The sequence below is a fragment of the Methylophaga sp. genome, assembly GCF_048266885.1.
Taxonomy (GTDB): Bacteria; Pseudomonadota; Gammaproteobacteria; order Nitrosococcales; family Methylophagaceae; genus Methylophaga.
This window is the reverse complement of record NZ_JBLWYR010000011.1, coordinates 47,901-62,274: the sequence shown is the minus strand read 5'-3', so window position 1 is coordinate 62,274 and position 14,374 is coordinate 47,901. Positions and strand designations below refer to the sequence as shown.

The 14,374-nt window shown below is 44.2% G+C and carries 12 protein-coding genes; 11 read left to right on the top strand and 1 reads right to left on the bottom strand.

Going from position 1 to position 14,374, the window contains the following annotated elements:
- Nucleotides 1–4 precede the first annotated feature (4 nt).
- From ACN0V2_RS07150 to ACN0V2_RS07100, 11 genes are all read left to right on the top strand, one after another.
- Nucleotides 5–2,284 carry a hypothetical protein gene (locus tag ACN0V2_RS07150; protein ID WP_417550116.1) on the top strand — a complete coding sequence of 760 codons (2,280 nt, stop codon included), beginning with the start codon at nt 5–7 and terminating at the stop codon, nt 2,282–2,284.
- Nucleotides 2,284–2,637 carry a hypothetical protein gene (locus tag ACN0V2_RS07145; protein WP_417550115.1) on the top strand — a complete coding sequence of 118 codons (354 nt, stop codon included), beginning with the start codon at nt 2,284–2,286 and terminating at the stop codon, nt 2,635–2,637. The genes ACN0V2_RS07150 and ACN0V2_RS07145 overlap by 1 nt, the downstream gene beginning before the upstream one ends.
- Nucleotides 2,634–3,143: a DUF1833 family protein gene (locus tag ACN0V2_RS07140; RefSeq protein ID WP_417550114.1), complete on the top strand. Its 510-nt coding sequence runs from the start codon at nt 2,634–2,636 to the stop codon at nt 3,141–3,143. The genes ACN0V2_RS07145 and ACN0V2_RS07140 overlap by 4 nt, the downstream gene beginning before the upstream one ends.
- Nucleotides 3,143–3,550 carry an NlpC/P60 family protein gene (locus ACN0V2_RS07135; protein WP_417550113.1) on the top strand — a complete coding sequence of 136 codons (408 nt, stop codon included), beginning with the start codon at nt 3,143–3,145 and terminating at the stop codon, nt 3,548–3,550. The genes ACN0V2_RS07140 and ACN0V2_RS07135 overlap by 1 nt, the downstream gene beginning before the upstream one ends.
- Nucleotides 3,525–7,517 carry a host specificity factor TipJ family phage tail protein gene (locus tag ACN0V2_RS07130; RefSeq protein WP_417550112.1) on the top strand — a complete coding sequence of 1,331 codons (3,993 nt, stop codon included), beginning with the start codon at nt 3,525–3,527 and terminating at the stop codon, nt 7,515–7,517. The genes ACN0V2_RS07135 and ACN0V2_RS07130 overlap by 26 nt, the downstream gene beginning before the upstream one ends.
- Nucleotides 7,518–8,039 (top strand): hypothetical protein, encoded by a 522-nt coding sequence (locus tag ACN0V2_RS07125; protein ID WP_417550111.1) that lies wholly within the window; start codon nt 7,518–7,520, stop codon nt 8,037–8,039.
- The gene (locus ACN0V2_RS07120; RefSeq protein WP_417550110.1) at nt 8,029–8,445 is read left to right on the top strand and encodes a hypothetical protein; all 417 of its coding nucleotides are present in this window, start codon (nt 8,029–8,031) and stop codon (nt 8,443–8,445) included. Before ACN0V2_RS07125 ends, ACN0V2_RS07120 begins: the two co-directional genes overlap by 11 nt.
- 17 nt (nt 8,446–8,462) lie before the next feature.
- Complete coding sequence (locus tag ACN0V2_RS07115) at nt 8,463–9,053, top strand: hypothetical protein (RefSeq protein WP_417550109.1); 591 nt, start codon at nt 8,463–8,465, stop codon at nt 9,051–9,053.
- Nucleotides 9,054–9,152: 99 nt separating this feature from the next.
- The gene (locus ACN0V2_RS07110; protein WP_417550108.1) at nt 9,153–11,843 is read left to right on the top strand and encodes a hypothetical protein; all 2,691 of its coding nucleotides are present in this window, start codon (nt 9,153–9,155) and stop codon (nt 11,841–11,843) included.
- A 62-nt stretch (nt 11,844–11,905) separates the two neighbouring features.
- On the top strand, nt 11,906–12,445 hold the full coding sequence (locus ACN0V2_RS07105) for a lysozyme (protein WP_417550107.1): 540 nt from the start codon (nt 11,906–11,908) through the stop codon (nt 12,443–12,445).
- Nucleotides 12,442–12,792, top strand: coding sequence for a hypothetical protein (locus tag ACN0V2_RS07100; protein WP_417550106.1), 351 nt, complete (start codon nt 12,442–12,444; stop codon nt 12,790–12,792). Before ACN0V2_RS07105 ends, ACN0V2_RS07100 begins: the two co-directional genes overlap by 4 nt.
- Before the next feature lie 197 nt (nt 12,793–12,989).
- Here the strand turns inward: ACN0V2_RS07100 and ACN0V2_RS07095 are convergent, their stop codons facing one another.
- A complete protein-coding gene (locus ACN0V2_RS07095; protein ID WP_417550104.1) occupies nt 12,990–14,021 on the bottom strand; it encodes an acyltransferase family protein in 1,032 nt (343 codons plus the stop codon).
- Between the last annotated feature and the right edge of the window lie 353 nt (nt 14,022–14,374).

Genomic DNA, 14,374 nt, shown 5'->3' with positions numbered 1-14,374 from the left:
CACTATGGCAAGATATAGCATTTCATTAGTCGGTGATGCTACCGGTGCTGTGCGTGCCGTTAAGTCAACCAGTGCTGAAGTTGATAAGCTTAATAAAGATCTAAGTGAATCCTCAAAATTATTTGCTGATGTAAGAGGAAATGTTAACAGCCTTGGTCAAGTAGCTGTGGCATCGGTTGCCGGTATTGCTGCAGCCGCCGCCGTATTTACTGAATCAACCATTTCTCAAGTGGCTGAGCTTGAGCGTTTATCATCTGTTTCAAACAGTGTATCTAGTGAGTTTCAGAAATATGCAGCCGGTGCCAAGTTGGTTGGTGTTGAACAAGACAAGCTCGCTGATATCTTTAAAGATACCAACGATAAAATCGGCGATTTTCTTCAAACGGGCGGCGGTCCTTTAGCTGACTTTTTTGAGAATATCGCGCCTCAGATTGGTGTTACCGCCGAACAATTCAGAAAGCTTTCAGGCCCACAAGCACTCGAGCTGTATGTTTCTAGCCTAGAGCGAGCAGGTGTTTCACAAAATGAAATGACCTTCTTTATGGAGGCTATCGCCAGTGATGCAACATTGTTATTGCCATTACTGCAAAACAATGCTGCAGGGTTTAAAACGCTGGGTGATGCTGCAGAAGATGCCGGTGCCATCATGGACGGTAAAATCATTGCTTCATCGCAACAGCTCAACGCGACCCTATTTTTATTGGATCAAGGTACCGAAGGTTTTAAGAATCAACTTCGTAGTGAATTGATTCCGGTCATTAGTGATCTGGCTGTTGAGTTTTATGATTTATCTTCTGATGCTTCGGTTGCTGAGTTCACTGCAGGTCTGCTGAACGGCACCATTAAAAATGTCACTACCACCGGCATCGGTGCTGTGGCCGTGTTCGATTTACTTGGTAAGACACTGGGCGGATTTTTGGCCAGTGTTGATGGTTTGTTTGATGGTGTCACGCTTGAAGATGCCATGTTCTCACCACGCATCATTGCCAAAATAAGAGCAAATGCCGGGGATGCTAAAGAAATATTAACGGTATCCGTTGATGATCTGAAGCAAACAGCACTGGAATACGGCGAGGCAATCAATAACATTAATAATGCCGGTGTAGACGTTAATGGCACCGGTGCAATTAATGAAAAAGTTCAAGCGATTGTCGATTTACAAACTCAGAGCCGTGAGGGTTTAGGGCAATCAGGTAGCAGCGTATCATTTACGCCAATCGATGAAGCCGCCGTTAAAGAGATCGACAAAGCGCGAACAGCTTTAGAAGGTCTGCAAGGCTCACTTGAAACGCAAGTGGCCACCTTTGGTTTAGGCGAAACCGCCGTTCTTGAATATCGACTGGCCAGTGGTGATTTAGCTGATGAAGTAAAACGACTAGGCGTGGATGGTGAGGAATTAGCGTTATCAATCGTTTCTCAATCACAAGCCTATGAGCAATTAAAAGAACAGCAGGAACTCGCCAAGGTGGCTGAGCAAGAGCTGCAAAAACAAAAAGAAGCCGGGCTGCAATTAACCGAATCCATGCAGACCGCTGAAGAAATCCTGAATCGTGAACAAGCCGAATATAACCGGTTATTGCAAGAAGGTCATATTAATCAAGAGACCTTTAACCGCGCCATTGCCGACTCTGAAGCTTCCTATAAAAAAGCCAAAGATGGCATGAACGAAATGTCCGAGTATGCCAAACAAGCAGCTCGAAATATGCAAGATTCCTTTGCTGACTTTCTGTTTGATCCGTTCGATGGCGGCATTAAGGGCATGGCTAAAGGGTTTATTGACTCTATTCGCCGGATGGCCGCTGAAGCTGCAGCATCCAAAATATTTGATTTACTGAAAACCTCAGTGGGTAACACCGGCATTGGTGGATCGATTGCTGGATTTTTTGGCTTTGAAGATGGCGGCATTATGACTTCAAATGGGCCAATTCCCCTAAAGTCATATTCAAATGGCGGCATTGCAGATAGTCCACAGCTTGCTTACTTTGCTGAAGGCCGAATGAATGAAGCCTATGTACCTCTGCCGGATGGCCGAAGCATCCCAGTCACCATGAGTATGGATGCCGCTGCAGGACAATCTCAACCCATTACTATCATCAATAACGGCGCGCCGGTGCGTGTGGTGTCAGATTCAATGAACGGTAACGAACGGCAAATTGTGATTGCTGAGGCGGTTGATCAATCAAAACGGGCTGTGGCCAGTGACATAATCCGTGGTGATGGCGATATCGCGAATGCAATGGAAAGTGTGTTTGGTCTAAATAGAGCCGTTGGGAGCAGACGATAATGCCGGTCAGTTGGCCCAGTACTTTGCCCAAACCCATCACCGATGGTTATGTGTTTCAGCCTGGAGATGGGCGCGAGATCACCGAAATGGAGCAGGGGCCCAGACGGATCCGTAAACGCTTCGATAACGTGCCATCAGACATCACATTACCGTTCATGATGACCCTAGCCCAGCTAAAACTATTTAAAGATTTTTGGGATGACGATATTAATGGGGGCGTTGATCCCTTTGATATTGAGTTAATGGCAGATGGTGAGCGGGTTATTGCGACCATTCATATCCTGGCTAGAGGCCAACAGACCCCAATGGGCGGAGGGCTTTGGCGCATGGCATTGCAGGTAGAAACACTATGACCACGGCACTTGATGAGTTATTTGCCTCTAATCCTAACAACAAGATTTATTACATCACCATTGAGCTGAGTCATTCAGCGTTTGCGCCTACTGTGCATAGATTGGTTCAGGGGTTTCAAAACCTGCAGGCGACCTTAGAAGAGGATGCACCGTATAACGCTGGCGAAGAGGTTAACTTTATCGGCTCAGCTTTTAAGCTGTCCATACCTGAAAAAAGCGTAAAAGGCCGGCAGGATTTAACCTGCACAATTTATGGTGCCTCGTTTGAGATTATCGAGCAGCTGGAACTGCAAGCAAAAGCCAACCGTGAGCCGGTAAAAATCACCTTCAGAGAGTTTGAATCAGGCGATTTATCAGCCCCAGCCTCTCAGCCGATCACCATGACAGTATTGAACCCAACAGCCGGACCCGATTCAGTATCGTTTTCGGCTACGTTTGCTGATGTGATCAATAAGCAATTCCCCTCAATTTTTTACAAACTCGAAACACACCCCGGCCTAGCCTGATGCATTGGTCAGATAGCTACATTGGTATGCGGTGGCAACCGTATGCCACTGGCAATGGTGCGTTTGATTGTTGGGGCTTGGTGCAGCACTGCTTAAAACAACACTATGGCATCACGCTTGATCGCTACATCGATATCGTGACCGACGATCACAAAGCATTTAATCGGGCCGTGTTCACCGAGCTAAGCGGCGGGCAGTGGATCAAAATTGATAAACCGATTGATGGCACCGTGGTGCTGATGTCACAAAACAAGCTTTTTCACCACATTGGTTTATTCACTGATGGTCTCGTGCTCCATTCAAAAGATGGGGCCGATGTATGCAAAGAAACCCTAAAAACACTCCAGAAAACTGGCTTTAAACGAATCGAGTTTTATATACATGAGCGTATCGCTAAAAGTTCTTAAATCGCCATTGGATGTGTATTCCGATGACGTGATGCACTTTGATAGCGGCTGCTCCATTGATCACGCCTTTCGTCAGTTAAGTGCGAGTTATACCGGGCCTTGTGATCATGTTATTTGTGTAGTAAATGGTGATGAAGTCAGCCCCGATAAATGGTCTGATCACATGTTATTTGATGGCGATACCATTATCGTTTGCCATCATGTGCATGCTGTTAACTTAGCAACTATCGCCATTAATATTCTGATATCGGTAGCGCTGTCTGTTGTGGCCTCCATGCTCACCTCTGTGCCGAGTGCAGATAAAAGCGGCGATATACCCGAAGCCAGCCCGACTTATTCGATTGATGCCCAGGGTAACAAGGCGCGATTAGGCAAAGTGATCCCGGTTCGTTATGGCCGGTTTCGTATTTACCCTGACTTTGCCTCAACACCTTATCGTGAATATATCGGCGGCGATCAATATTTGTATCAGCTTTTTGCCATTGGCCAGGGCGAATATGATTACTCTGATCTAAAGATTGGCGATACGCCTATTGCCAACTTTGAAGAGATTGAATACGAGTTCTATTCACCTGGTCAAAAAATTACGTTATTTCGTGACGCCGTTAATGTGTCACCTGATGTCACAAATTCCACATTATTTGCACCTAATGAACCAGAATATACCGGTGATGTTGGGCCATTTATCGCCAATGATGTTGATACCGTCGCCGAAGAAATCGCCATTGATATCCTGATTCCTAAAGGGCTGTATTTTTCCAACAATGATGGTGGTTTAGATGCTCGTAGTGTGCGTGTGTTTTTTGAATACCGTGATGTGGATAATGCCGATCAAGGCGTTGGCACATGGAAAGTTTTTGAGGATAAAACCTACACCGCTGCAACCGTTGAGCCAATCAGACGCACCATCAGAAAAACCATTACCACCACTACGGGCCGTGTTCAGGTGCGTGGCCGTCGCATTAACAGCTCAACCGATGATTTTAAAGAATCCGATGAGGTCCGTTGGGTCGGGCTCAAAGCGTATCTTGATTCAAGCCAAACCTATAACCATTCAACATGGGCGGTCAAAGCAAAAGCCACCGATAATCTATCAAGTCAAAACGAGCGGTTATTCAACCTGATCGCCTATCGAAAATTGCCTATATGGGATGGTGAAGAATGGTTGCCTGCAGCAACCACGCGAAACATCGCATGGGCATTGTGTGATGCAGTTAAAGCCGAATATGGCGGTAATTATCTCGATAAGAATCTGGATTTAGATGGCATCAAAGAACTGGCCGATGAATGGGAAGCCCGTGGTGATTATTTTGATGGCCAGTTTGATACAAAAACCACGCTGTGGACTGCCCTGAAAAAGATGTGCATGGTCGGTCGTGCTGAGCCTATTCAATATGGCGAGCAGTTCAGCATTGTGCGTGATGGCGACTATGCTAATGACACCTATATGTTTAATGGTCGCAACATGACCAAAGGCTCATTGGCGATAAGTTATCTCACGGTTGATGAGTTTGCCGATGATTCTGTTGAGATTGAATACACTGATCCCAATACATGGAAGCAGGATTTTATTACTGCAGCCGTGCCCGGTAGCCCGGCGAATCAGCCCAAAAAAGTGAAACTGGATGGCTGCACAAGTCGCCTTCAAGCGCACCGTGAAGCGATGTTCATGGCCGCAAAGCAAGAGTATCGCAATATTGTGGGCGATTTTGGTACCGAACTAGATGGCAGAAACATCGGTTATTTATCAAAACTGATCGTGGTTCAAGACATCAGCCGTTGGGGTAAGGGCGGCGAGGTCTTGGCGGTCGATGGCAATACGTTAACCTTGTCAGAGCCAGTGACGTTTGATGTCAGTGGCGATCATTTTATTTATCTGCGTGATGATTCCGGCAGAACGTATGAGCCACAACAGTGCACCTTTGTGGCGAACAACAAAGTCACCGTGCTCGGCACACTGCCAGCGTATGTTTACACAGGCTATGCCAAAGAAAAAACCTATTATGCCTTTTCATCACCCACGCAAAAGCCACGCAAAATGTTGGCTCAAACCATCAAAGCGGATGGTGAAACTAAGGTTAAAATTCAGGCGGTCATTGATGATCCAATCGTTCACAGCTTTGATGAGTTAATCAACAACGGCACGATCATCACGCCACCAAGTGTTGGGCCAAAACCAGTGCCACTGTTTAAAGTCTCCAACCTGGTCGTGATTCAGGCGGGCACATTAACCAACCCACAATTAGTGCTTTCATGGACACCGGCCAACAATGCCAAACGTAACCTGATTGATATATCTTATGATGAAGGCGTTTCATGGCAGCGTGTTGCCACAACCACCACCAATAGCGCATTGATTGATGTGCTGTTTGGTGTGGTCGATGTTCGCGTGGCACCGCAAAACGATGAAATCGGCAAATGGTTTCAGGTTCAAGTCACCATTGGGTCAGATTTTGGCACACCGAATCAACCAACCGGGCTCATGTTATCAGCCCCATTTACCGGTAATCAGGTAGATCTTGAGTGGGATGAACAGGCAACAGCCGCATCATGGTTTGTGGAAGTGCTGGATCTTACTGAAGCAGTGAGATATTCAGAGGTACTGACCACTAACAAATTTCGTTATCGAGCCGATCAAGCTGCCATTCATGGTATTGGCCGTGAGTTTGATATTGTGGTGTATGCCATCAATGCCAATGGTGTCACTAGCCCCTCGGCCACGCTTCGCGTAAAGAATCAACAGATCGCCACCTTATCAGGCGTAACGGCAAACGGTATTGCCGATCAAATCGTGATCCAATTCCCAGAGTCAGCTGAACCTGATTTCAACAACTTCAGACTATACGCCAGCAAAACAAATGGTTTTACAGCCGATGCCAGCACATTAATAGAGCCTAACATCAGAACCCTGCTGTATTCCTTTCCCGTTGTCTATGGCGAAACCTGGTATTTCAGGGCAGCGGGCGTCGATGTTTGGGGCACTGATGAACTTAATTTCAGCAGCCAAGTATCAGCACAAAGCGGCGAGATAGTCGCCACCGTCATTCACGATGACTTTATCGAAACACCGATGTTAAAGGCTAATGCGGTTACGGCGGAAAAGATCACCGTGCCAAGCCTTTCAGCCATATCGGCAGTGATGGGCACGGTCACCAGCGGTATTTTCAAAACCTCATCGTTAAACGGCTACCGGGTTGAAATGTCCAGCGAGGGTGATTTCCCTATCTGGTACGGAACCGGCAGCACCAAAGATGCGGCGAACGGTAAGTTTTACGTTGATAAAAATGGCAACCTGGTCGCGAAAGGCATCGCGATTTATGATGATGAAGATAACTTAATCTTATCAGCAGGCGGCACCTACACCGGCAGTATGCTGGCCAGCAATATTGATGGGCTGGGTGCGTTTGCCAGTGTTGATCAATTAAACGCGGCCAACATCACTACCTATATTGCAGGGGCGGCGATTCCTAACGCTTTGATGGGGCTGGCATCGATTAGAACCGCTAACATTGATGTGGCGAATGTTGAAACATTAACGATTGCGGGCAACGCGGTTACTATACCGGCAAGTGCTTATGGTTCTGCAGAAATTACGTTAGGTAGTAGTTTTACTACTCTTGCTTCTGTAACCATACAGTCAACTGGAAGCCCTATTTCTGTAATTGCATCAGTTAGTTTAAGAAGTTTTTACGGGGGGGACTCAGAACCTGACAGTCCCGGAGTAGGAGAATTGAGACTTGTCTGCACACAAACAGGTAGCGTTTTATGGTCAACTTCCTTTAATTTTGGAGGAATACGTGCAGTTTCTCAATCGCCTACGACAACCAGAGAAACAATTACCCCAGCCGCAAGACACACCAGAGGTGTTGGGGCGGCAACTTATGTTTTACAAGCAAGACGCGTTTTACCTAGTAATGCAAGCTATGCATCAAATCGTTTTATTCAAATTCTTGAGGTTAAACGATAAATGAACGATTTTTATATTTACGATAACGTTACAGGTGAAATTTTAAGAACAGGTAGCTCACCCGTTTCAATGATTTATTTGCAAGCAACTGAACCCAATGAATCATTTGAAATAGGTTTAGCTGATGAGGAAACTCAATATCATGACCTCGTTGATAACGAGTTAAAAGCAAAAACCGAATCGCCCGTAACCATTGATACAACCATCACAACAGTCGTTACAGAGGATGACCACGCTAATGATATATGGCTGCAATTTCCTATTGGAACTGTCCTTGCAGTAGCAGACGGCCTGTATAACATGGGTTTTGAAAACATACCTAACCCTTCAAAGTTGTATCTGAATGGTGAATTTTTAACTGAAATAACAGATGGAGAATTAGAATTTGCTTTAGATCTTCCTTCTAGTGCACACGGCATTGAGCGATTCAAATCGCAAGTAGAAAACAACCCCAAGTTGCATAGCTTGCAAATAAAATCAGTGGCGCATTTGCCTTTTGAGGTCAAGATTTATGCAGTATAGCTACAGCCAATACACGGACATTCAGGACGCAAAAACAAAAATAACTTCCGATATAAACAGCTATGCAAATTTAAGCATTGACGCCAAACGATTTTTTACAAATATTACACTTGCCGAACAGTTGGAGAGGTATAAACAAGCTTTAGATTATATAGAGTTTGAGCCGCCAACTAATGAGAAGCACAGACTTGTCGAGGCGGCGGCGATAGCAAGGGGGATTAGCATGCTTTCTGCGGCTGTCAGTATCTATATAAACGACGAAGATTTTTTTGATGTTTTGTGGTCTTCAATTGAGGAAATAAGAGCACGTCACTTAGATAACCTAGAAGCTTTGGAACTTCCAGACACTATAAATGATGCCGTTGCAATTAGAATGTCTGCATTAGAAGAACTGCTTTCATTATAAAACTAAGGAATGTAGAAATGCCTTATGCAAGTAATAATAAGTTAAGTAAAACTTTTAAAGATGGTTGGGTCCAAGTATCAAACGAATTCTATAAAGAGCTTTTATTCATACAGTTAGGCAAGCATCAAACATACAAAGGTTTTTCAAATGAAAATGGAAATATAGTAAAAATTGAAAGGGTAGAAAAAACACCACCCGCTATTGATTACAATGAGTTTGTTAAAAAAGCAAAAGCCAAGATTGATAGGGCAGCGGGGGCAGTTCGACTGAGATACATCACCGACGTGCCCGGCCAACAAGCCGTTTATATGCAAAAACTGGAACAGGCAAATCTATTCATCGCCGATAACCTGGTGGACGATAACTTGATCCCCTACATAATCGCCGAAGCCGAAGCCAGAAACATCACCAAACTTGCTTCAGCGCAATTGATTATAGCCATCGCAGACTTTTGGAACATCACAGTGGCCCCCAAAATCGAAGGCATCCGGATCAAATACAAAGCAGATCTAGACAACCTCACCGGCGAAGCCCTGGCAACCGCCCCCCAAGTCTATCAAGATGCCGTCAACGAACTAGATCAAATCATCATCACCTATCCACCGTGATGGATTAATCGATAAAAAACCATTCAGCAACAACGCTGAATAGAAAAATACTCAACCACAAACCCGCCAAGGCGGGTTTTTTATTGCCCGGAGTTTTACATGAATCTAGGTCTGCAACTTAGTTTAGGCGGAAGAATACATGCCATCTTAAACCCGGCAGAGCCAACGGCTGTCGAAAACTTCCGCCTTGCCCGTAATGCTGTGGCGAATGTGTTGGCTGTGCCGAGCTTCGATATTGTTATTCGTGCCAGTCAAACCTCCGGCCCTGCTCCAATGGGTGTGGTATTTAACATGCTGGATGACTCGACGTTTCCGGGCATAACGAGACCAGAAGCAGACCTTTCTTTCTGGCTTGAATATGACGATGTTGGGTCTACTTATCAGAACGTTTCAAGTGAATTGGGACGTAATAACGCCAATATCGGGCAGGGGGCTATTCATGGTCATGTATTTGACTCTGTAAAAACCTACACCGTTAAGGGGTATGTATATCAGCACTCAACAGGTAAGTTTGGTTATAGGGAAATTGTGATAGCCCCTAGCGATGCTGATGCTTTTTACCCAACAACAAACACAGTATGTCTTGATCCTTCTGGTGTGTTTTCTGGCGCTCCATCAGGAAGTCAACAGGTTACAACTTGGGCTGCCGCTGCATCAGCTATTGATACGTTAAAAGCAGATTCAAGATTATTAATCGCAAAAGGCGCAGAGATAAATCTAGATAGCACTAGTGCTAGATTATCCATCTATAACCATCAGCAGTTTGGCTCCTTTGGAGAAGGTGAATACCCAGTAATTAACTTGCCGGTAAATGGTATGAGTGGGTTTAGCACTTCATTGTTTTATGGCAACGCAGGAACAAGCAGGGGGACAGGAGAGGGTACGATAATTTATGAGTGGGATATTAAGGGAAATTATAGCCCAGTAACCGGAGTAGGCGAGACAAAAAGAACAGGGTTAATCTCATTAGTGTCTAACTCATCTGTAACAATACACAAGGTTAGTGAGTCCGGCGTTGGGATAATGGTTTACCCATATGACATTGGCGGGGGGCTACCGTCAAACATACTGCTTAGTGATGTTAAGTTCACGGACTGGTTTGATCTTTCAGTTTTTGGTCGGATGGAGAATTCAGTAATAGTTGGCTCAAGCATTAAGCAGAATGTAAACGCTGTAGGTGGCATTGCTGGCGGGAAAACTTATTATTTTGAGAGAATTGCTGGTGATGGCGTAACGCTTGAGTATGCCTTAAATAATCTGGCTATTTTTGGCGATACATCAAACTTAGCGGTTTTTGATTATGACACTGAAAATCAAATCTATACAGAGCTAACCGAAGCTAACGGTGGCTTTGTCTTCACGGCAGGCGCTGACTCCACTATAGGGTCTTCAGATGGCTCAACCCCTTACACCGGCAATGGGACACATTCTGCACTATTAACAGCGGCAATTGCGGAAGGCCATGAGCTTTATTACCATAAGCGCTACTGGGCATTTCATGGCCCAATACGTCTGGAGGACTGTCAAGGCGTAACGATAACTCAATCAGAATTATTTTCTAACACTGGATGGTCTAGTGATGGACTGGCTCACCAGTCCTGTATTCGCTGGAACTCAAATGGTACGTTTGGCGCTTATGGTTTTATCAACCAAAATAAGATGGAAGGCGGCATTAGTCAAATGTCTCTTGCACCTCAAAACCAAGGAACCAGGCAGCATGTAACAAGACCATTGGTTATAGAATCTAACCTGTTATATGGGTACACATCAACTGAGAACTCAATTGGGGTTGGCTCAACGAACTTGTTTATAAGGAATAATGTAGCTATTCAGTTTAATTTACCTTCTATATATCCGGATCATGAATATGCAACATTCGCAATAATCGAAAAGCGCGATGAAACTTTAGATGACGTAGATGTTAATCCTATCGTTATCGCAAATAACTCTGTTATCAACTTAATGTCAACAGCCAACAGCGCACGAGATACGAATGTAATTAAGGTGGTTGATGGTAACACAGGATTTCCACTGGTCACTGATGTAAACAATCTACTCTATCATGAGGACAGACCAACGCCTTGGCCGATAGATTACGCACCACTATATCCTGATATTTATTATCAGCCTTTAGCGGGAAGTCCAGCGATTGGGTCGGGCGTATCAACCGCTTATGTCTGGGATGATATTCTTGGCGCGTTAGTTGAGGATAGCTATAACTTTGGAGCGTTTGACTCAGTATCGGCTCCTGTTTTTGAATTAACGTTTAATCCAGCAAATTCAACAAAAGCGACATTTTCAACTGTTACACTAGCGGCTGGAGAAAAAGTAAGGTTCACATTCAAGTGCTTGCCAGCAGCATTTAGAAGGGTTTTGATTGAGAAGGCGCTGGGTGGTGGGTCGATTGATCGTGCACCTATAGAATTTAATGAGTCTAACAATATTGCATTCAACACTGCCGAGGCATCACTGGTCACCATAGATGCTGTATCAATCAGTAATGGGGCTTCTGCCGTGGGGTATATGGATGATGATGAACACATCCTTGAAATGACCATTAACACTGGGCAAACCTCTGTTTTTGGCACACTGGGATCAGCCTATACAAATGCATTCTTCTATAATGGCGTTATAAAAGACTTGGAGTTTGACAAGTTTGTGGAAGGAGAATTAACAACTGTTCTAAAATGGGATATTGATTCAGGAAGTATAACTACCGAGCCTTCAGTTATTGGTACAGCAGATTTAACCTTTGTTAATTTTGTGGAAGACGATTGGACTACTGCTTAATTTGTGCAATTCATTATTCACACAGCCGCCTCCGGGCGGTTTTTTATTGCCCGGAGTAAATCATGAATAGATTGAAGGTTGGAGCTTCAGCACTGGCATTGATTGTGTCAGGCGCGATTACGCTTTATTCGCCACAAGTTCAGGAGCATCTCGGCGAATTAGAGGGTGAAGGTCAAAACATTGCTTATGCAGATAAGGTGGCAAATGATATCCCAACGGTATGCAAAGGATTAACAAACCACGTAAGTCCCGAAAAAGTGATTATCGGTGACTTTTGGTCTGATGAAAAGTGCGCCGAAGTGGAAAAGATTGTTGTAACAGAAGGCCAAATCAGTCTGGCCAGATGCCTGCCAGACACGATCACACAAGATCAATTTGATGCGTTGACCCTGTTTGCTCACAACGTCGGAAACCCTATGGCATGTGCAAGCCGCGCAGTGGGATTGATATGGCAGGGTAAGCATTACGAGGGGTGCAGAGCATTGGCCTACAGCCCATCAAATCGACCAGTTTGGTCGTATGTCGGTAAAACCTATATTCAGGGTTTACATAATCGTCGGATAAAGGAATATAAAATTTGCTCAAAAGGATTGAGACAATGAATCCCTATGCATTTATAGCAATAGTAACGATTTCATTTATCTCTGGAGCGGGCGTGCAGGGCTGGCGAATGGGCAAAGTGATGGCTGAATATGAAAATACATTATGGCAAGCATCTCTCGCAGCAACACAAAACAAAATCGAGATAGACAGGCTTAATACTCAACGAGAAAGAGAAGCTTTAGAAATCTCAGCTATTCGTAAACAAAAACAAAAAGTCGTTACAGGAGCCATCAACAATGAAGTCATTAAGTATATTCAAAGCCCTGACGCTGGTATGTGTACTTTACCTGCTGAATGGGTGCGCATCCACAATGCAGCAGCAACAGGACGCATCGATCTGCCCTGAAAGAAAATCAGCACCTGCAGACTATATGTTAGAGCCGGGAATACTGAAGGAGATTAATATTAAATCGCCAGGCGACAAAGAGTCGCTTAAGATAATCACTGAAAACTATGCTTTATTCCGAGAAGTTAGAGATCAGTTAATTGATTTACAAAATTGGGAGAGGTCACAGAGCGAGTAAATAATCAGTTACTCGCGTGTTAGTCCCGCTTGAGCCGGGAAGAATGATTGTCGGTGGCTAAGCTCTTTATCCACTTCCTCATGGGTTTTTCAAAATATTGATAGCTTAAGAATGCCGCCATTATTGTTGATGCGAGCATTACAGTAATGAATAGCTCTTTATTCTGCAGATTAACAAATGGAACGTGCGGCCATAGGTAGCTACCAACCATGGTTATAGGGATGTGAAGCAGGTATATGCCAAAAGACCAAGCACCTAGTAACTGAAATATACGAATAGATAAGAATCTGGCAAGAAACCCAGAATCAGTCCATGTTAAAGCGATTAGTGCTGCAAATGATGGGATAAGAAAAATCTCGCTCACCTCAAAATAAAAACAGCTAAATAGCGACAAAATAGCACCGATTTGCATTAAATTAATGTTTTGTAACTTTTCAGTCATGCCTCGGTAGTGATAAACGATCATACCCAAAGCAAAGCCAACCACCCCTCTCAGCCCTGCAAGCCTTTCATCAATGTTCAGTGTTCCATAATTATGGATAAGGATAATATAAGAGAGCACCACCACGGCAAGTAGCAAGGGAATGCTTGATCGGTTTCTCCAGTACAGTGCGAAAATAGGGAAACAAAGATATGCTGCAAATTCTGCACTTATCGACCATGCCGGAAAGTTAAAGTAAAACTGATCTGACACGCCCCACGCTTGAACAGCAAATAAACTAAAGGCGATGTGACTGGCAGCTTCATCATGCATTTCCTTACCAACAACAACGAAAAATCCGACCGTTAAGGTAAGCGCCGCTATATATAGTGGATATATTCTTGCAAATCGGCTGAAATAAAAAGACCTGTATCTGAATTTTGCACCAGGCACCAAGTACCCAGAATACACGGCTGCAATAATAAATCCGCTCAGTATGAAAAACATATCAACAAAAGCATGGCTTTTTTCTAGGTAATGATGGTAGTTCAGTCCAATTGTATAATGAAACAGAACCACGCCAATGGAAGCAAGTCCTCTTAATGCTGTGTGTGATTCTATTTCTTTCATGCTACCAATCCTTGAGATTTAAAATCAATAATACCAGTCCGAAACCATACCGTAACCCATTGTTTTTATTATGCCGAAAATGCCATTTTTGACAGTAGCTAAAAACAGTGCAAAATCACGCCCCTAGTAGGTTTGCGCGAGTTACGATACCACCTTGATATTGTGCTGTTCTAAGCATCAAAAACACTTTCGCCACTAAAACAAAATCCAAACAAAAACAAATAGTTAAAATTGCCAGTTTTCAGAAATGGCGAAAGCGAATAATTAACTAACCTATTGATACTGCTTAAATAACTTACGGCCTTCTAAGCCGAGGGTAGCAGGTTCGAGTCCTGCCGGGCGTACCATCTTTT